The organism is Bacteroides sp. 519 (assembly GCF_010500955.1).
Taxonomy (GTDB): Bacteria; Bacteroidota; Bacteroidia; order Bacteroidales; family Bacteroidaceae; genus Bacteroides.
In genome coordinates this window covers 25,395-46,295 of the sequence record NZ_QVMJ01000018.1, presented here as the reverse complement: position 1 = coordinate 46,295, position 20,901 = coordinate 25,395, and the positions used below count along the sequence as shown (strand labels likewise).

15 protein-coding genes are annotated in these 20,901 nt (G+C 39.1%); 8 read left to right on the top strand and 7 right to left on the bottom strand.

Going from position 1 to position 20,901, the window contains the following annotated elements; all coding sequences use genetic code 11:
* Nucleotides 1-452: 452 nt before the first annotated feature.
* Nucleotides 453-1,532, bottom strand: coding sequence for a DUF6348 family protein (locus D0T85_RS14985; RefSeq protein ID WP_163214338.1), 1,080 nt, complete (start codon nt 1,530-1,532; stop codon nt 453-455).
* A gap of 176 nt (nt 1,533-1,708) precedes the next feature.
* Here D0T85_RS14985 and D0T85_RS14980 point away from each other — a divergent pair, with 176 nt between their 5' ends.
* The gene (locus tag D0T85_RS14980; RefSeq protein ID WP_163214337.1) at nt 1,709-2,446 is read left to right on the top strand and encodes a phage baseplate assembly protein V; all 738 of its coding nucleotides are present in this window, start codon (nt 1,709-1,711) and stop codon (nt 2,444-2,446) included.
* 25 nt (nt 2,447-2,471) lie between these two features.
* A complete protein-coding gene (locus D0T85_RS14975) occupies nt 2,472-2,774 on the top strand; it encodes a PAAR domain-containing protein (protein ID WP_163214336.1) in 303 nt (100 codons plus the stop codon).
* A gap of 5 nt (nt 2,775-2,779) precedes the next feature.
* On the opposite strand, the gene D0T85_RS14970 is transcribed toward D0T85_RS14975, so the two are convergent.
* Entirely contained in the window at nt 2,780-3,985 is a 1,206-nt protein-coding gene (locus D0T85_RS14970) for a multidrug effflux MFS transporter (RefSeq protein WP_163214335.1), read from the bottom strand.
* Nucleotides 3,986-4,052: 67 nt separating this feature from the next.
* On the bottom strand, nt 4,053-4,898 hold the full coding sequence (locus tag D0T85_RS14965; protein WP_163214334.1) for an AraC family transcriptional regulator: 846 nt from the start codon (nt 4,896-4,898) through the stop codon (nt 4,053-4,055).
* A 103-nt stretch (nt 4,899-5,001) separates the two neighbouring features.
* Here D0T85_RS14965 and D0T85_RS14960 point away from each other — a divergent pair, with 103 nt between their 5' ends.
* The 4 genes from D0T85_RS14960 to D0T85_RS14945 all read left to right on the top strand — a co-directional run bounded on the left by D0T85_RS14960 (nt 5,002) and on the right by D0T85_RS14945 (nt 9,248).
* Nucleotides 5,002-5,664, top strand: coding sequence for a DUF1361 domain-containing protein (locus tag D0T85_RS14960; RefSeq protein ID WP_163214333.1), 663 nt, complete (start codon nt 5,002-5,004; stop codon nt 5,662-5,664).
* 117 nt (nt 5,665-5,781) lie between these two features.
* Entirely contained in the window at nt 5,782-6,150 is a 369-nt protein-coding gene (locus D0T85_RS14955) for a BlaI/MecI/CopY family transcriptional regulator (RefSeq protein WP_163214332.1), read from the top strand.
* Nucleotides 6,147-7,598, top strand: a complete 1,452-nt coding sequence (locus D0T85_RS14950; protein WP_163214331.1) for a M56 family metallopeptidase — start codon at nt 6,147-6,149, stop codon at nt 7,596-7,598. Before D0T85_RS14955 ends, D0T85_RS14950 begins: the two co-directional genes overlap by 4 nt.
* A 291-nt stretch (nt 7,599-7,889) precedes the next feature.
* Nucleotides 7,890-9,248, top strand: a complete 1,359-nt coding sequence (locus D0T85_RS14945) for a glycoside hydrolase family 28 protein (RefSeq protein ID WP_239060741.1) — start codon at nt 7,890-7,892, stop codon at nt 9,246-9,248.
* A 58-nt stretch (nt 9,249-9,306) separates the two neighbouring features.
* Here the strand turns inward: D0T85_RS14945 and D0T85_RS14940 are convergent, their stop codons facing one another.
* From D0T85_RS14940 to D0T85_RS14930, 3 genes are all read right to left on the bottom strand, one after another.
* A complete protein-coding gene (locus D0T85_RS14940; RefSeq protein ID WP_163214329.1) occupies nt 9,307-10,872 on the bottom strand; it encodes a sulfatase in 1,566 nt (521 codons plus the stop codon).
* Between the two features lie 209 nt (nt 10,873-11,081).
* Nucleotides 11,082-12,887 (bottom strand): RagB/SusD family nutrient uptake outer membrane protein, encoded by a 1,806-nt coding sequence (locus D0T85_RS14935; RefSeq protein ID WP_163214328.1) that lies wholly within the window; start codon nt 12,885-12,887, stop codon nt 11,082-11,084.
* A gap of 13 nt (nt 12,888-12,900) precedes the next feature.
* Nucleotides 12,901-16,122, bottom strand: coding sequence for a TonB-dependent receptor (locus D0T85_RS14930; RefSeq protein WP_163214327.1), 3,222 nt, complete (start codon nt 16,120-16,122; stop codon nt 12,901-12,903).
* A gap of 212 nt (nt 16,123-16,334) precedes the next feature.
* Here D0T85_RS14930 and D0T85_RS14925 point away from each other — a divergent pair, with 212 nt between their 5' ends.
* Nucleotides 16,335-16,535, top strand: a complete 201-nt coding sequence (locus D0T85_RS14925) for a hypothetical protein (protein WP_163214326.1) — start codon at nt 16,335-16,337, stop codon at nt 16,533-16,535.
* A 6-nt stretch (nt 16,536-16,541) separates the two neighbouring features.
* The gene (locus tag D0T85_RS14920) at nt 16,542-16,898 is read left to right on the top strand and encodes a hypothetical protein (protein ID WP_163214325.1); all 357 of its coding nucleotides are present in this window, start codon (nt 16,542-16,544) and stop codon (nt 16,896-16,898) included.
* Between the two features lie 4 nt (nt 16,899-16,902).
* Here D0T85_RS14920 and D0T85_RS14915 read toward each other — a convergent pair whose 3' ends face one another.
* Nucleotides 16,903-20,787: a hybrid sensor histidine kinase/response regulator transcription factor gene (locus D0T85_RS14915; protein ID WP_163214324.1), complete on the bottom strand. Its 3,885-nt coding sequence runs from the start codon at nt 20,785-20,787 to the stop codon at nt 16,903-16,905.
* Between the last annotated feature and the right edge of the window lie 114 nt (nt 20,788-20,901).

Here is a 20,901-nt window from a genome sequence, read left to right as displayed (position 1 = left end):
TGTTTACAATCCGCGTTCTACGGGCTGTAAGCCCGACTTAATTCAGCCCTAGGCATCGCCGGCGATGCCGGCAACTGCATGCAATATGGACTGCAGCTAATGCCCAGAGGGCATTCATATCAATAGAAAAACAAAACAAATAAACATAAATCCCCATAGGGGATTCATTAACAATGGATTAGACAAAACTAATTATGAATATCCACTTACTGTAGAAATTAACTTCAAATACTGTAGAAATTAACTTCAAATTGTGCTGTATTTAACTTTTAAATGTGCTGTATCTTTATTGGTTGGTTATAAACAGCCAATCAGTTTTTTATAAACAACCTAATAGCTTTCTATAAACAGCCAATTGGCTGTTTATAGAAAGCCCATCTGGAAACAACAGTAAAGATAGTTATTTTGTGCGTAATTCGAAGTTAATTTATGGGGTTTGGCTACTTATTTTCTTAGCAACAAGTATATCCGGGAATTTCCATCCTTGCATCAGCAAACGAAGCACCTTCAAGACCCTCTAATGATGCTCCTTCCTTAAGTGCATTATTCAGGGCGTTGAATTCTGCACTGCTGATTCCTATTGATTTGAGTAATTCAATATCGCGCGAGTTTCCTTCTTTAAATATAGTTTCACCCAGCGATAAAGCTTCTCTGTAAAAGAATTCATTATTTAAAGGTACAATATGTTGGTTTTCTCCATCGTTAATAATAGCTTGGTTGGAAAAAGAGCACCTGTTCAATATTCGTTTTATAAGTACTTGTCCAAAAGCATGTTGTATAAATAGATATGCTTTGGCGGCATCAAGTGGAGATAGCCCGTATTCAATCAAAGCTGCTTCTTCGTCCTGTGCAAGTGCAATAATTCGTGCCATTCGTTTGATATCAGGTTTGCTTTGTGCAATATACAATACTCTGGCCGAATAGAAATCGTCTCCGGGGCAGTAATTGTAACTTAGTGCTCTTTCCTGCATCTCTTTCCACACATAATTATCATACAACACTTCGCATACACTGGTTTGTTGCTGATGTTGCGCATAATAGAACCGGAACCAATGAATACCTACTGGAAATTGATATTCGGCAAGGTCTTCTTCAAATTGGTGGAGCCATTCATCGTGGAAATTTTCGGGTAGTTTACCTCTGATACCAAGATGATTGCGTACAACTTCGTAGCTCTGTCCGCCAATCATTTTTTCTTCGCGTATAATCTGATCATCGAATTCGTTGGTAAAGAAGGCACCCAGAATAGGATGGAAACAGTTATTTATAAAGTTCTTCCAAGCATTTTCCATTGCCTCCTCGGGGGTATTGCCAAATCCGGCAACAGACTCTACAATATGTTTGGCAAGCCCAATAGAAAAGGTAACATCCATTTGTACCATCAGCATGGAAGAGGTTCGATCGAAAAATTCCAGTGTGGCTTCTATATATTGTTGTGGAAAGAAAAGTGTGTTTTCTGTAATTTGGCAATCAATGTGGTGATTCCTGAACGCTTTTTCTAATAGCTCAAGATAAAGTACTTTGTATTTCATAATTATTATTATTGGTAAGAATGCGGTAAAGATACGCATTCTTCATAAATTGGGTTTATTGAAAATATTCTTATTTCTATAATAATATTTGCTATTATTTTATTAATATTGTAAATATTATCTTTTTTGTTTTGGTTTATTACCCCCAACCAAAGCAATAACAAAACTTAAATATTATGGTAGGAGAATCACAAAACAACTCAGCCACTTCAAGTTATAATACAGGCAGTATTGAAAACGGTGGCTTACAAACCGGAATTGTTACCAAACTTGAAGGAGATCCCGATAAAGAATTTAAAATAGAAGTAAAAATATCCGATTCATCAGGTCAGGAAAAAAAACTCTGGGCACGCCTTGCCAATTTCTGGGGAAATAACTCCTACGGCTCGTTTTTTATACCAGAAAAAGATGACGAAGTTGTTCTCGGATTTTTCAATAATGACCCTGCACGTCCTGTTATTTTAGGGACACTATACAGCAGTTCAATGCCTCCCTCAAATGAACTGAAAGAGGGAAATGCCATTCAGTCCATTACTACCAAATCTAAAATGAAACTTGAGTTTGATGATGAAAAAAAAGTCATCACTATCGAAATTCCCGGAAAAAACATTATCAAAATCAGCGACGAAGACAAAGGAATTTCTTTGGTTGATCAGAATAAAAACAAAATAGAATTAAACGATAAAGGAATCACCATCGAATCTTCTAAAGCAATCACCCTGAAAGCCCAAACTGATATAAAAATCGAAGCAGGATCAGCTATTGAAACCAAAGCAAAGGCAGACCTCAAGTTACAGGGAATGAATATAGAAGGCAAAGCCCAAGCCACTCTAAGAATGGCTGGTACTGCCAGCGCCGAATTCTCTGCATCAGGAAACACAGTAGTAAAAGGTGCAATAGTGAAGATAAACTAATTTTTAATTCATAAATAAAGAATCTATGCCTCCAGCAGCAAGAATAACAGATTTACATACATGTCCCATGCAAACTCCAGCTTTTCCTTCGCCCATTCCTCATGTAGGTGGACCGATAATCGGCCCTGGAGTTCCTACTGTATTAATAGGTAAACTCCCTGCCGCCGTAATGGGCGACAATTGTGTATGTACTGGTCCTCCAGATTCTATCATCATGGGATCTGCAACAGTGATGATAGGTGGAAAGCCTGCCGCCCGAATGGGTGATCCAACCGCCCATGGTGGTAATATCGCTATTGGATGCCCCACTGTAATAATAGGTGGGTGAATAGTTTATTCTACCAACGCTGTTTTTGCTTTTGCTTCTATCCTTACAAAGATTGTAGCAAAAGCAGCAAAGGTACAAAGCAGAAACGCGATTCCCACTGTAACAACCGATCCGTTGCTCATTGCATTGGATAGTATAGAACAAATAAAAGCAACCAAAAGCTGAATAGAACCGAACAGTGCCGAGGCTGTGCCGCTATTTTCGGTAAAAGGAGTAATAGCTAGCTCTGTAGTAGTAGGAAACAATATACCGATGGGGAATATATAGAAGAACAAAACGCCCAACATGATGTATATATTGACATTTATATACATTAATGCAAGCAACACAATGCTGACAGCGAACATAAAAGTAACTGTTAGTTTTACCAGTTTGTTTACCGGAATATATTTTTGCAGATGCGTAGTTAAGTAAGATGCCAGCATCAAACCAAAAGCATTTGTAGCGAAGATAATGCTGAATGCGTTAGCAGATAATCCTCCTTTTTCCATCACAAGAAACGGTCCGTTAGCTACATACACCATGAGGGCACCATTGGCTATACCGGCAATAAGAGAATAAATAAAGAATTTCTTGACCTTAAGGATACTCCAATAATCGGCAAATACATTTGTTTTAGTGTTTGGGGTTACAATACCTGGTTTATGTGTTTCGGGCAAACCAAACCAAGTAAATATAAACATGGCAATGCCTAGAATTAAGATTGCACCAAACAATGCTTTCCAGGTAAATACGCTAAGTATTCCGTTGCCTATAACCGGAGCAATAATAGGAGCAATACCCATAATAAGCGCCAGGATAGAGAATATTTTCAGTGTACTGGATTTATCAAAATAATCGGTTACCACAGCACGCGAAATAACCACACCACCGCAACCACCTATTGCTTGTATAAAGCGGGCTATCCAAAGTTGTTCTACCGTTTTTACATACATACAAGCAACAGTAGCAACAATAAATATAGCCAACGATGCAAGAATCGGTTTTTTTCGTCCCATCTTATCGGCCAAAGGCCCCCAGAAAAGCTGTCCCAGCGCAAAGCCGGCTAAAAAGGTTGATAATGAAATTTGAACATTAGCAATGGAAGTATTTAATGCTTCGGATATCAAAATAAAACCGGGCACATACAGGTCTATACTTAATGGTTCTAAGGCGGTTAAAAGTGAGAGGATTAATATAACTATCCACTGAGTAAGAGTAAATTGTTTCATTCGCTTATTTTTTTTGACTGCAAAAGTAGAAAGTATATGCCTTACGTGGCTTGCAGTTATGGTGCTTTCACTTGGACAAATCGTCTGTTTTTGCTTTAAATTCGCTTGGAGTCATTCCTGTTTGCAGTTTAAAGAAGCGTGTAAAATAAGCTGGTTCGCTAAAACCCAGGTCGAAAGAAATTTCTTTCAGGCTTTTGGTGCCCAGGCGTATCTCTTTCTTCATTTCAAGTACCAGTCTCTCATGCAGGTACTGTTTAATGGTTTTTCCAGTGGCTTTGGCAAATATTTCATTCACCTTTTTATTCGATAATCCCATTCTGGCAGCATAAAAATCGGTATCCCGTTCGGTTATAAAAGAAGAGTCGGCCAATCGTAGTAGCTCTACAATGGTTCTGTCGGGCATGTTTTCCGATCGTTTATCATTGGCAAAGAGTGCAGTTAAATGAAAGAGAAAAGCTTCCATATAGCTTTTCATTAATTTCACCCGGTTTTGATTTTCGCATTCCCCGGCAATAAGTACCATTAGTTTGTTGAGGGTTTCTTTTGTGTCGGCATCGGGAATAATGAATACATTAGAGTAATACCCGTTTAGATAGTCCGATTGTAGATGTTGGTTTATATCAAAGAAACTCTCATTGTCAACGGCAAACAAGTATCCTTCTTTGTCTCGGATATCGAGCATCACGATTTGTCCCGGGTAAACGATAACAATCTCATCATCAGATATTTTATGGTCTTCAAAATCTAACGATAAAGAATTTTTGTTGCCAACCTGAGTAAACCAGATAATTTGATGGAAGTTATAACGCACGTAATTATTGAATACTGCATCTGCGGCATTCTGTAGTTTGTAGACTTCGATAAAACGATTGTCGTTCAACTCATTAAGTAATGTATGCGAGAGAGTTTTCATATTATATGGCAAATATATCTATTAAATATTTCATATAAAAACGCTACAAAAGTTTGGATTATAAAAAAGAAGTATCACATTTGTAAAATCAAACAGAACTGTTATGTTGAAAAAAATAAAAAGCGCAAATCGTTTAAACGAACTGTTATTTTTGGGTGGATTATCTCTTTTTTGTTTTGCTTTAACAATATTGAGATATAGTTACTCGGACACAAAAGCATTCTTATTCTTAAATTGGAATTTGTTTTTAGCATTTGTACCTTGGTTATTAACCACTTGGTTGATAATACACCCCAAAATTCAACAAAACAAAATAATTATTGGCTTAGTTATTTGTGTTTGGTTGCTGTTTTTTCCCAATGCCCCTTATATTCTTACGGATTTGTTTCATTTAAGACTTAAACTATCAATGCCAATTTGGTTTGATTTGGTTTTAATACTCTCGTTTGCGTGGACAGGCATACTTTTTGGATTCTTCAGCTTATGGGATATTGAGCGTATTCTTTCAAAGTATCTGAAACAGAAATATGTTACTATAGTTTCAATATCACTATTGTTTTTGAGCAGCTTTGGTGTTTATTTAGGGCGATACCTTCGTTGGAACAGTTGGGATATTATCCAGAATCCATTTGGTTTAGCACTCGACATTAGCGATAGATTTCTTAACCCTTTTGTTCATTCAAGAACTTGGGGTATGACTATTTTTATGGGATTGCTTTTATGTATTCTCTATTTTTCGTTTAAATTTATAAAAAAGCGAGAATGATGCCAGCACCTGCATTATTCTTTTGTTGATAGTGAATTCACTTAAATACACTACAAAAGTTTGGATTATAAAAAGAATGTTCTACATTTGTAGAATTAAATATCTAGTTGTAGAATTATGAAGCTATCAAAAACCGAAGAACAGCTAATGGAATATATCTGGAGTAGCGGGAAAGTTTTTATGAAAGATATAATCGAGTATTATCCTGATCCTAAACCGGCAGCATCTACCATAGCAACTTTATTAAAACGTATGCAGGATAAAGGGTACATTGGCTATGAAACTTATGGAAATTCAAGGCAGTATTATCCAATAATCAGAAAAGAAGATTATTTTTCGAAGCACGTAAGTAATATAATCAAAGACTTTTTTGGAGATTCGGCATTGCAATTTGCCTCCTTTTTTACCAGAACAAGCAATATGTCTGCTTCCGAACTGGAAAATTTAAAAGAAATAATCGATCAGGAAATAAAGAAAAAGAAATGATGATTTTTTATCTAATAAAAATGACTCTTTGTGCTTTATTGCTTATAACGATTTATTTTTTGTTTCTGGAAAAAGAAAAAATGCACCGTTATAAGAGATTTTATTTGATAGGAAGTCTTTTTCTTTCTTTACTTATTCCCTTCATTAGTTTGGAGTTCACTTCTATTCCATTTCCTGTTTGGGACCAATATATACCTGCAATTGAAATGGAGATTAATGAAGAAACTCTTTCGGGGGCAGAAGTAAATGTTTCGACTCATGTATTTGAAGAAAAAAAGTCGTCCGTTACAATTAAGGAGTCTATTTTTTATGTGTACATTTTTATAGCTATTGTTTTGTTCTTGAGATATTTCTACAATATTATTCAACTACTGTTGTTGGTTAGCAAGAATGAAGTAATCCGATACAAGCATGCAAAACTGGTTTTGATGAACAATAAACATCTCACATTCAGTTTCTGGAAGTATATATTTATCCAGAAAGATCAGTTTTACAATAAAGAAACGAAACCGGAAATTCTTTCGCACGAACTGGCACATGTTTATCAAAAACACACGCTCGATATATTATTGATAGAGCTACTTACCATTGTATTTTGGTTTAATCCGGTTATATACATATATAAAAGGTGTATTCAATTAAATCATGAGTTTTTGGCAGATGAACAGGTGATAATGCAAACAAATGCAACAGATTACCAACTCATGCTTTTAAACGAAATAAAGAAAAATAATAATTTGAAGCTGGCCAGCTATTTCAATTATTTAGTAACTAAAAAACGATTTATTATGATGACAAAAAGAACATCTTTAAAAACAACTTTGTGTAAAGGGAGCATAGGATTGCTGGCTATGTTACTTGTGTTTGGCTTTTTTTCTGTAAAAATAGAAGCACAAGAGGTAAAAGTAGAAGAAACAGTTACTCATTCGGAGGATGTATACATTGTTCCCGGAAGTGGGGTAACCCCGGAGGAAATAAACACTTACAAAGCAACAATAGATAAATATTTAGAGGGTGTGGACGGGAATCATATTATTTGGAAGTCGAAAGATGTATCGGAGGAAGATTGGAAAGCATTGTATCCCATCTTTTTGCGAATGACGAAGGAACAACAGCAGCAGATTGGGGAGATTTTCATCTATTTTATAGGTCCTTTAAATTATATGAGAACCGGTTGCCCCAACAAGGATGAATGGAATGCTGCTAAAAGTAATAAAAATAAAAGAATATGGCTGGATGGCAAGGAGGTTACAGCTGAAGAACTCAATTCTTATGACCGCCATAATATTGCTTGTTTTATACGAGATTATGAGAATAAAGAATATTCGTATCTGTGGACAAAAAAAGGGATAGAAGACTACCGGAACAAATATAAAACCGGGATATTATTATCCGAATTACTACAAATAAAACCACAGATATGGTTTACAAGAAGCTTAAAGAGTTAAGTTCAAAATAGTATAGGGCCTCCCCGGGTGAGCAAAGCGAAGTGTAACCTGGGGAGGTGCATTAATTATGAAACGCCAGTGGAATACGGTACCTTTGGCAACAACTCCTTCCATTCTTTTTGTTGTAGTTGTTATTGTAGTTGAAGCAATAAATCCCCCTCTTGAAACAATATTTCCCCCTTAATATGGAAGAGGATATTTATTTTCGCATCATTAATAAACAATTAACAACAAAGAATTACTATGAGGTACCTTTTTTCTATTTTCGCTCTTTTTACTTTTGCTCTTCCAATGTATAGCCAAATAATTGAGGAGGCTTTTAAGGAAGCTGCCGAAATTGAGAGGCAAATTAAAAGAACATCGTTTCCGGCAACTGTATATTCTATTACAGATTATGGTGTACAATCGGGCAATGAAGAACCTTGCCATGAAATCATCAACAAAGTAATTACACTTTGCAGTTTGAATGGGGGAGGAACAGTTCTTGTTCCGAAGGGAACATTCCTTACCGGACCAATTACATTGAAGAGCAATGTAAACCTGCACATTGAAGAGGGAGCTACGTTGAAGTTCAGCACAGACCAGAGTCTTTATTTTCCGGCTGTTATTACCCGCTGGGAAGGTATTGACTGTTACAACGCCCGTCCGCTGATTTATGCATATGGCGAAACCAACATAGCTCTTACCGGAAAAGGTACTATTGATGGACAGGGCTCCACGGAGGCTTGGTGGCCTATGTCGGGGGCTGCCAGATATGGTTGGGCCGAAGGAATGGTTTCCCAAAGAAACGGTGCTCGCGAAAGGTTACTGATGTATAACGAAGCCAATGTGCCTATCTATAAACGTATAATGACTCCCGAGGATGGTATGCGTCCGCAGATGGTAAACTTTTACTATTGTAATACGGTTTTAATTGAGGATGTTACACTGTTGAATGCTCCTTTTTGGGTGATTCATCCATTGTTGTGCGAAGATCTGGTAGTAAAGGGCGTACAAATATTCAACCGGGGTCCTAATGGCGACGGATGTGATCCGGAATCCTGTAAAAATGTACTGATAGAGGATTGTATGTTCGATACTGGTGACGATTGTATTGCTATTAAATCAGGACGTAACAACGATGGTCGTAAATGGAATATTCCCAGTGAAAACATTATTGTACGCAACTGCCTGATGAAAAATGGTCACGGTGGGGTGGTTATCGGTAGTGAAATTTCGGGTGGCTGCCGCAACGTATATGTAGAGAATTGCCAAATGGATAGTCCGGATCTGGACCGCGTTATCCGTATTAAAACCAGCACCTGCCGCGGCGGATTGGTTGAGAATGTATTTGTACGCAATGTTACTGTTGGGCAATGCCGTGAAGCCGTGCTGCGCATCAATCTTCAATATGAGAACAGGGAAAACTGCCGCCGCGATTTTGTTCCGATGGTGCGTAACGTTCATCTTAAAAACGTGACGAGCGAAAAGAGTAAATATGGAGTACTGATTATTGGGTTAGACGATTCGGAAAGTGTTTACAATATTAGTGTAGAAGATTCCCGTTTCAATAATGTAACCGAAAACGGGAATAGTATTACAGGACAAACAAAGGATGTTACTTTTAAGGATTTATATATTAATGGGAAAAAGGTGAAAGGTAAAAAGTAGTTGATGGATACCCCGGGTGAATAAAATAAAGCATAACCCGGGGTTACTTTTTTGAATACTAGCGTTTCCTTATCGGATCATCATACTGCAGTTGCAACTTCAGCATCTCTTTCTTCAACTTCTTAGTGATTTTCTCCGTTCCTTTCTTTCCAAAAATGTTGTTCATTTCCGTTGGGTCTTTTTCCAGATCGTATAGTTCCCAACTATCAATGTCGTTGTAAAAGTGGATAAGTTTGTACCGATCAGTACGTACACCGTAATGTCTTCTTACAGCATGTTCGGCAGGGAATTCGTAGAAATGGTAATACAGTGAGTTACGCCATCCGGATACTTTTTTACCTTGCAGCAATGGTAAGAAAGAAACTCCGTGCATATCTGTTGGAACAGGAACTCCGGCCAGGTCAAGTATAGTTGGTCCGTAATCTATGTTTTGTACCATATTATCAATATCGCCCTTCTTACCACCTGGTAAACGAACCAATAATGGAGTACGGAAAGATTCTTCGTACATAAAACGTTTATCGAACCAACCATGTTCGCCCATATAGAAACCCTGATCGGATGTGTAAACAATCATAGTATTCTCCAACAAATCGTTTTCTTCCAGGTATTTGAGTACACGGCCTACATTGCGGTCAACCGAGTGGATAACGCGCATATAATCGTGCATGTACTGTTGATATTTCCATTCGGCAAGGGCATTACCAGTAAGCTTATCTTCTTTAAACTTTTTTATGATGGGTTCGTAATGCTTATCCCATGCAGCTTTTTGTTCCGGGGTCATCCGGTTGTAAAGCGAACGGCCGCTTTTTTCTAACCAAGGAGTAGCTGTGTGGATTTCGTTTTCTTTATCGGCCATTTTAAGGTCGTACACCAAATCCATGTCTTTAATAATGCTCATTTCCTGTAACGATGCGGCCATTCTTCCTTCGTACTTATCATAAAAGTTCTCGGGGAGAGGGTAAACAACATCTTCGTATAGGTCAAGATCGCAAAGATCGGGCATCCATGTGCGGTGTGGTGCTTTGTGATGTATAAATAAACAGAATGGTTTATCCTTATCACGTTTCTCATCCATCCAGTCGATTGCAAGGTCTGTAATGATATTAGTTGCATATCCGTTCCGATTCAGTTTTTCGCCATTGCAAATAAAATCCGGATTATAGTAATTGCCCTGTCCAATTAATATATCCCAGTAATTAAAACCTGTAGGTTCTGATACCAGATGCCATTTACCAATCATTGCCGTTTGATATCCGGCATTTTGCAGTAGTTTGGGGAATGTTTGTTGGCTACCATCGAAAGTTGTAGTGTTGTCGGTAAATCCATTGGCATGACTGTGTTTACCTGTTAGCATACATGCCCGGCTGGGACCGCTAAGAGAGTTGGCAACAAAGCTGTTTGTAAAACGCACACCTTCGCCAGCCAGCCTGTCGATGTTTGGAGTTACAGCATAACGTTGGTCGTATGCACTGATGGTTTGGTACGAGTGGTCGTCGCACATAATGTACACCACATTCATGGGTTTATCGCCCTTCTTACTTTCTGGCCCTTCTGTAAATGAGGACAGCGACGCAATGGTCGCCGCCCCGGTAAGGGAATAAAATAATAGAGATTTAGACATAAGTTATGAGTTTTAGTCAATAAAGTTGGTAAAGTTAATAAAGTCAATAAAGTCAATAGAGTTAATAAAGTTGGTAAAGTTAATAAAGTTAGGTAGAGTTGGTAAAAAAGGTTGTAGTAAAACCCTTGAAAACTATATATCTTTACTACACCTTCTTTACCTCCTTTACCTCCTTTTACCTCACTCTACCTCCTTTTATCTCACTGATATTACCATCCCGGATTCTGTACCCACAGTTTTTGGGTCAATGAAATCATATCTTTATGGATTGGTAATAAATAATCCCGATTGGTTTTAAATTGCCATCCATCTGGATAGTTTTTATTATTGAACGGAATAATATATCGTTTTGCATCACCCGGTTTTCCTGTTAAGAATAGATTGTTATCAGATTCTTTATCAAAAATGAGGCTGCTTCCATAGCTCTGTTCCAGATTACTACCTACAAACAAAGCACCAGTAGGAGTTTTGCCTACAATCAGCTCATCGGCTGCTGCCCAACGCAGAATATCGGTAAGACGGGTTCCTTCGCATGCCTTTTCGATGCGGCGTTCGCGGCGAACAACTTGTATGTACTTATCCAGATTCTTAAATGGGTAATCATCGGAAGTATTATATTCACGATCGAAGTCAACTTCGGGCATATCTACACGGCTACGCAAGGGCTGCAAAGCTGCCGCAATTTTATCGGCATTGGCACTACCGTTAAGCTCGGCCAATGCTTCGGCGTAGTTAAGCAGGATGTCTGCGTAACGGAACTGAATGGCTGGGGCCTGACTTTTGTGTTCACCGTCAATAGTGGCTTCGTATGTAGTATTGAATTCTACATACTTTAGTAAAGAATATCCGGTAGTGTTTTGATCGTAACTGTTTCCGTTTAATGGAGGTAAATCGTAAACATAGGCATTATTAGGACGCAGCACCTGTCCTGGTGTACATACAGTTTGCGAAAGACGAGGGTCGCGTAACTCTGGCATTAGCTCATCGCCATATACTTTTTGTGCTTCATTGTATGCTTCACCAACAAACGGTTTTCCGTCGCGGGTAAGATAATCGTTGACAAGAGAAGCCGATACTCCGGTAAGTCCGCCTCCTTTGTTCAAGTAGCGGGTAACAGAATGGCCAATATTATCGGAAGCATCATACTTTTTCCACCAAAGTACTTCTTTATTGGCTGATAGATCGAGTGTAATAAACAGATCTCTGTAAGCTGTCAGCGGGTTACCGGTTGATATGCCCCAAACGTTTCTGTCCATAACTTCTTTAGCTGCATCGGCTGCCTGTTGAAGATAATTATTTATCTTTTCGTCGGTGATGGTTTTATCGTAAAACTCATCATTTTTAGCTTTATGATACTTTTCCCAAGTACCTTCGAACAGGGCAACTTCGCTTTTCAAGGCACGAGCCACATCTTTATGCACACGCATTTTAGCACTGTTGCTCTCGGCATTTAAGTATAGAATTGCTTTGTCTAAATCGGCCAGAATACTATCTGCAATAAGTGTGCGCTTATCACGTGGGCGTTCCATTTGTTCCTGAACGGGGTCGAGCACTTCGTTTACCCAAGTTAGTTCACCATAATTAATAAACATACGATAGTAGTACCATGCACGAAAGTAATACGCTTCGCCTTTGCAATTAGTTAGTTCAGGGCCACTTTCTGTACAATTGTTCCAGTTGTTAATCAGGAAATTAAGATTACGGATTTGCTTGTAATTATCTAAGGTAGTAGCACTACTCAAAGGTAATTCGCCGGCTAAACGGGTATTTACCGAGTTTACTATCAGGTTATCGCTATTGTTATCTCCAAAAGCAATTCCGGAAGCAGCACCCACATTGTCGGATTGTGTTCGTAATCCATCCTGATAGAACTGATTAAGATATTTGGAAATCTCGGAAGTTGTGCCAAATGCTGTAGCCGTAGAAAGCTGTCCTTCGGGCATCTTATCCAAATCGAAACAACCACTTAGAATAAGAGAAACGGCTATACTGAGAATTATATTTCTTTTTTTCATTTTACTGATTCATTTATAGGTTAACGATTAATCCTATTGAGAAAACTTTATTCATTGGGTAGTTTTTACCCCCTTCTGTTTGATAATCGGTTTTTGTATAAATAGCTTCGGGGTCGAACATTCCTGCCAGTTTAGTAAAGGTGAGCAGGTTCTCGCCAGAGAAGAATACTTGTGTTTTATTCAATCCTACTTTTCTTACCCAGTTTTGGGGCAGGTCGTAGCTTATGGTTAAGTTCTTCAAACGAAGGTAAGCTGCATTTTGCAGATAACGATCGCAAGTTTGTGATGTTTTATTGCGATGTTGGGCAATAACACCTGCACCGGCTGTATATGGTTTGGGATAATAAGCCCCTTTGTTATCTTCGCGCCAGTAATCAAGATGTTCTTTGAATACAGTAACCTGTGCATAAGGGCCCGATCCCCAGAAATAAACAGCACCACCAGGATTCCAATCGCGTTTACCAATTCCTTGAAACATCACACTCAATGATACCCCTTTCCAGCTGATTGATCCATTGAACGAATATTCATAACGTGGAGATGTGTTACCTATAATTGTCATATCACCCATGTTTTTAATGTTCTTATCGCCATCGTTTATGGCATTATCACCATTCAAATCACGGTATTTAACATCACCGGGTGTCCATTTTTGTCCGGTAAGGAACGACAGGTTGTATTTAGCATTGTAGGCATCAGCTTCTTCTTGTGTTTGTATCAAACCATCGGCACGGTAACCCCATATTTCGCCTACCTTCTTACCTACATACCATGTACCTCCGGGATTTGATTCGGTTGGGTTTTCATATTTTGTAACTGTTGAAGTAGCATCTGATATAGAGCCTCCTACAGAGTATTGAATATCTTTACCAATTTTGCCACGATAACTCAAAGCAAGTTCCCATCCGCGGTTGCGCATACAAGCGTTGTTAACTTTAGGCACATCTGCTCCAAATATATCGGCTAGTTTAGCACTAGGACCTAACATGTCTTTGGTATCGCGCTGAAATAGACCGAATGTACCTGTTAGCGAATTGCCAAACAAACCAAAATCAATACCAATTTCTTTGCTTTCTACTTTCTCCCAGGTTACATTGGGGTCTACCACACCAGGTGCTTTGATATACATATCGCGACCATCCTTGAAATAGTAGTTTCCAAGCGATTGAACCCCCATTGTTGAGGCAAACGTATATAAACCGGCACCACTTTGATTACCAAGTAATCCCCACGAACCGCGCAGTTTCAAACTTGAAATAACATCGGCTGTTTTTTCCATAAATGCTTCGCGGGCAATGTTCCAACCTACTGAAACCGAAGGAAAGAAACCCCAACGATTTTTGGATGTAAATCGGGATGAACCGTCGTAACGTCCGTTAGCTTCAAGCAGATACCGTCCCTTGTAATCGTAATTGATACGACCGAAGAAACCGCGTGTAGCCCATCCGTTACGGGTGTCGGTAATCTTTTTATCGCCTGTGCTTAGCCCCAATCCCGGATTGGTTGTCGAAATAAGGTTGGTTACATTGTTATGCAGATAGCTGTAATGGTAATCTTCTTCCTGATAACCGCCCATTAGTGTGAAGTTATGGTCGTTGGCCAACGTAAACAAATAGTTGGTATATAGGTTAATTGACTGGTAACGTGTTTGATACATTGAACGGGTAAAGGCTCCGTTTGCTGCCACTCCCAGTTCACTGCGTGTTCCTTTATGAAGTGTTTCATTATCTAAACCAGGTATCATAGGAGCCACATTGAGCGCCTCGTACTCTTGATTACCCTGTCGGTAGGTGTAATCCAGAAAAATGCGCCAGTCTTTGATGGGCTGTGCCTCGAAGCCTCCGGTAAGGGTAAGGCGGTCGTTCAGCGTTTTGGTATAGGTTCCGCTTTGCAGATAAGGGATCATGGTTAGTTCGGTAAAATGACCATTGGGATCAATGTGATTTACCGTAGGGCGGAAACGTGCCAATGAATGATAAAAACCTTCGGACAGCCCTCCATTACCAAAAGGAGTATTGTTTTCGGAGTGCATGAATTTGGTGTTTACTTTAAGCTTCAACCAGTCGGTAACCTGCGAAGTCATGTTTGCATTGAAGTTAAAGCGTTTGTAATCAATGTCGGCATAACGCAAGATACCTTCTTCGGAGTACATACCTCCCGAAACGTAATACTGTGCCTTTTTAGTTCCACCACTAACACTTAGGTTATGATCTTGTTTGAATGCAAAGTCTTTATAATGCAGGTCGAAATAATCAACGTTTCCTACCCCTTTGGCTGTGTTTTCGAAAGCACCATTCAAATTATTTTGAGTGCCCCACTCGCTCCATGGGTCTATTCCGGCGGGGTTATTAACATATTGTTTCAGCGTTGCCAGTTTTTCATCACTGTATTGTTTGGTAACGCCTGCATTGGCACATGCGTCATTAAAATAAGTAGCAAAGTCGTAAGCATTGGCCATATCGGGCAATACAGTGGGTGCACTCCATCCTACTGTTCCCTGATAGCTTACACGCATTTTTCCCTCTTCTCCTTTTTTAGTTGTTACCAGAATTACCCCATAAGCAGCACGTGCTCCATAAATAGCGGCGGCAGCAGCATCTTTCAGTACAGAGATGTTTTCAATGTCATTCGGGTTTACATCCGAGAGATTCATTTCCACACCATCTACCAATACATACGGATTGGCATTGTTGTCAAGATTTCCTTGTCCGCGAAGGGTAATGGATGATTCGGCACCGGGGCGTCCGGTATTAGAGTTAGTAATAGTCAATCCGGGCACTAATCCCTGAAGACTTTGGGTGGCATTTGCTACAGGTCGGCGGCTTAGCTCTTCACCATTCACAGATGATACCGAACCGGTAAGATTTACTTTCTTTTGTACTCCATAGCCTACCACAACAACTTCATCAATCAATTCAGTGTCTTCTTGTAGTGTAATTGTAATGTGTGTTCTGCCGCTAACCTTAATTTTTTGTGTTGTATATCCAACATAAGATATACTTAACTCGGCATTAGATGGTACATTGGTTAATGAGAAATTCCCATCAAAGTCGGTTATTGTACCATTAGATGTTCCTTCTACCAAAACGCTGGCACCAATAACAGATTCTTCCGATCTGTCTATTACCTTACCCGTTATAGATAAGGTTTGTGCCATAGCAGTTGATGAGAATAGAAACATAATCGTAATTGCCAATCCTTGCAGGACATTGAGCAGTGTTTTTCTTTGTTTCATGATTCTTGATTTAAAAGTTAATAAAAGGTTTGCATGTAACTTCCGGGTTTCGGAAATCACATGTCAAAAGTAGGATGGAAAGGGCTTTGGGGGCTTCTTTATTTGTCTATTTTGTGTCTTGGATTGTCTAAAAGAGAACTTTTGAGCAACAAATTATAATTGTATGTTCCTATATCTTTATTATCTTTGTACTAAGATTAAAACAAACAATTATGCAGAAAACAATTTCATCCTCAAAAAGTAAACAACGAATGAAAGTTGAGATGTCATCTACCCAATATAAAAGATACTTGGCTTTTTTGGAAGCCGAAAAGGTGGTGACAAACATTAAAAAAAGTCTCCGTGAGTTGCAGGATGCAAAAAAGGGAAAGATAACTTTGCAATCGGCTTACGATTTGGCAAACGAATTATAAGAAGCGATGCAAATACAAGTTTCTACAGAATTTGTGCGAGCACTGAAATCGCTTAATAAAAAATATCCTTCGCTTAAAGCAGATTATTTGCGCCTTTTGGCAGACTTAAATGAGAATCCCTTATTAGGAGATGAATTGTTTTCAGGTTGCAGAAAAGTGCGTATGGCAATAAAAAGTAAAAGGAAGGGTAAAAGTGGAGGAGCACGTGTTATTCTTTATTTAGAGATTGAAGAGGATACAATAACGCTACTCTATATATATGATAAATCAGACATAGAAAATGTAAGCACTGAATTTATTCGGTATTTACTTAGTACCTGGAATACTGAAAAAGAAAAAACAGATAGTGACGAAGAACCATAGCATATTATTTCCTCCTGTACTCCGAAGGGCTATCTCCCATTGCCCCTTTAAACATAGTGCTGAAATTACGCTGATGCAAAAATCCGGTTTGTTCCGATATCTCACGGATAGTCATTTCGGTATCTTTAAGTAGTTGTGCTGCCCGTTCTATACGCCGTTTGTTAATATACTCACTTACCCCAATACCAATAATTGTTTTCATTTTATTATAAAGAGAAGCACGGCCCATGTGCATGAGTTGTGCTACCATGTTTACATCCAAAGCTGTATTACTTAGATTCTCATCTATAATCTTATTCAGATGGATGATAAACTGTTCGTTGTGTGGATTGTCGGTTTTTGTTTTTTGTTCGTTTCCTGTAATATCGGCTGCGCCGGAGCGTTGTCGCACAATATTCCTACTATTAAGGATGTTGTTTATTTGCAGCATTAACAAATCCATATCAAAAGGTTTAGGAATATACGCATCAGCACCGGTTTTGTATCCTGTTTCGGCAGAAGATTCCTCAACCTGTGAAGTAAGCAGGATTACAGGAATATAATTAAGATCGGGGTTTTGCTTGATCTTCCGGCATAGTTCGAAACCATTCATCCGGGGCATAACAATGTCACTGATAACCAGCTGCGGGAGATGTGATACAATGGTTGGAATAGCTTCCAGCCCATCCTGCGCTTTATATATGGTTTTAAAAAGTGGTTGCAGGCTTTCTGCCAGATAATCACGTAAGTCCGGATCGTCTTCAACAATGATTACCGAATGGAATTGTGCCTCAACAGCTACTCCCTCTACATTCGAAACAACGGTTGTGGGTAGCATTTCGTTCAGATAAGCTTTTTGTGGTAAAACCACTTCGGTAGCATTTTGCTGATACGGTAGCGTAAAATAAAATGTGGCACCTTTATCTTTGTTGTTCATGGCACCAATTTTACCTCCATGCATTTCTACCAATTGTTTGGCGTACGAAAGCCCGATACCTGTTCCCTGTATGGTATGATGTCCCTGCTGAAAGCGGGTAAACAGTTCGTCGATCTTTTCGTTGGCTATGCCAATACCCTCATCTCTTACTTCTACATATACAAAACTTCCGTTTTCTTGTAACTTGGTAGATACAATCACTGTAGAGTTTGGATAGCTGAATTTGTAGGCATTCATCAACAGGTTGCTGACGATAATTTCACATTGTGCAGTGTCGAATGAAACAGTTTCTATTTGCGGATCAGGAGTATAAATGAGTTTAATATCTCTCATTTCGAACTCACCCATAAAATCATCGACAATGGATTGTAACCATTGGTTGAAATGGGTAGGGGTGAGGTGCATGGTGTTTTGTCCCACTTCCATTTTGCGCATATTCAATATCATGTTGATGATGTTTCGCATCTGGCGTGCCTGCTTGAATGTATTTTGTAGTCGTCCCCGTATGGTGTATGGTATTTGCTTGTTCGCCATCAGCTGTTTCAATGGTGTGTAGAGCAGTGTTAAGGGAGTACGCAGTTCATGATTGATATTAATTAATGCCTGCACTTTTTCTTTGTAGATTTGACGTTCTCTTTCTATCAGCCTTTGTTGCATACGTTTCTCGCGCCAGTACAGCGCATACGCTATAACCGATAATACAATAACCGACATCAGAATAATAAACCAGGGACGTTGCCACCACGGAGGTAGTACGGTGAGACTAAGCAAATCGAACCACGGTCCCCACAAACCATCGGATTGTGTGCATTGTGCTTTTATTTGGTATTCGCCCGGTGGCAGGGTTTGTATCATCAGATAGGGTTTTGACGATTGGGTGAAATCACTGTTCAATCCTTCAATCCAATATCTGTAAATTCGTTTGCGAAAGATGTCGGCTCCGTCTAATTTGCTTCGCACTACAAGAGAGGTAAAGTTGGATGCTGTTTTCAGTTGTGGTATTTCGTTGTTACGGTTGGCCAGCATGTTCATTCCATTTAGTTGGATTTCGAGCAAACTCAGGTTAGGCTCTGTTGTTTCGTAACGTTGATTAAGTGGCTTGTTAACCCGTACCAACCCCATGGCTCCACCCATATACACATTGTCATCCCGACTAATTAATACAGGTTTCGGTAGGAAGTCGTTGGGTAATACACCATCTGTTTCACTGAAAATAATGAACCGCTTCTCTTCTACAAAGTATGCATATAATGCCCCGGGTGTTCCCATCCACATTATTCCTTTATGATCCATAACCAGCGAGGTAACAATGTCGTTTGCATCGGGAAGTGTTATTTTATTTGTTTCGGCTGTTTTTATGTCAATGGTGCTTAGTCCGTTTCGGCTGGCAATCCATAATTTGCCGGTTTTACTTATGTAGGCCGATAATATCTGTCGTTGTTTTTGTATGCTAACAGGTTTGTATGTGTTTTCTTTCCTGTCGTAAAAGAAAATATTGGCCTGATTATGAAAATACGGGTTCGATTCGTATTCACCTATATAATACCATTGTCCTCCAAAGTTACCAGCCGGAGTTTGTATTTGGGTAAACTGCTTGTTTGTTCGCGAATAGCGGTAATAGTATCCACCCAGTATTTCGATATCCCCATCCGAATTAATATACAGGTTGGTTGGTCCGGATTGTTTAATTCGTTCATTCGTTTCTTTATTATCAATTATAAAATCGCGGCATTCGCCTGTTTTCTTGTTGAAAAGATAAAAACCTTTGGTGTAGTTGGAGGCCAGTAACTCGGTATCCGAGAATTCGCAGATAGCAACAACCTTGTCGCCAAAGGTAGACGGATAATGTGTAAACTTATCGGTTTTGGGGTCGAGGCTGTTAATGCCACCACCATCTGTACTAATCCAGATAATACCATCTTTATCTTCGAGCAGGAAAAGCGGACATTTTTCGGAAAGCCCTGTGGGGTCGTTCTTTGGCGATTTGGTATAAGTGGTTATAAAGTTTTCTTTCATACCCAAAACACCTTCGCGCACCATTCCTATCCACATATTATTTGCTCCGTTTTGCAAAAAAGTTACTGAGTTAGCCGGGAAATTGGGATTGACCTCGTTCGACAGAACTGTTATTTCACGGTTCTGAGGATTGATGATGTTGATTCCACCTCCATCCGTTGCCAACCAAATTTGTCCGTTACGTTCTTCAATGTCTAATACAACATCATTGCTGAGGCCGGAATTTCGGGTGGTAAAGCTATCCAGTAATTTTCCTTCAGGCGAATAGCAACTTACACCTTTGCCGTATTCGGATATCCATATACAGTTTTGGGAATCAAAATAGAAATCAAAAATATTTCTTTTATCAGCCAGTGGGCTTTCTTTTACCTGGCCCGTAACTTTATCAATCAATATAAGCTGTCCGCCCGATTGCCCCAGATAATACTGATTGTTGTATTCGTGCATTTTCAGGATGATTGTTTTCTTTCCGTTATTTTGTAATGGGATAGAGGCTTGCTGTTGCAGGTCTTTGTAAACCAGCAATGTATCTGTAATGGGAAAGATGATATTTTTTTTGTTGGAGAAAACAGTATATGTTTGAATGGGTTTCCCTTCATTTAACAACACTTCGAATGTGTCTGTTTCCGGATTATATCTGCTCACTCCCTCATTTGTGCATACCCAAATGTTTTCGTTACTATCTCCTTCAATGGCATTTATATATAAGGAGTGTATGGGGCCGAAACCTGGTTGATGGTATTTCTTTAGTTTTTCTCCATCGAACCGGTAAGTGCCATACGTGGTACCTATCCATAATAATCCGTTGTTATCATCGTGAACACATGTTACCGACGAGGGCAACCCATCTTTTACAGATATCTGCTTAAAATAATAGTAGCCTGTTTGATTGCTTCGGGCAGGTAGGGCTAATAGCAACAACAGCGTGAAGAGGAAATGAAAGTGTGTTTTCGGCATTAGTTAGTAAATACTGGATTGACTGCAAATATACAAATCCTTTCGACTTTAATGTTGTATGATGATTATAAATATTTATTCTGATTGTGCCACGCCGTTGGCACAGCTGTGTCA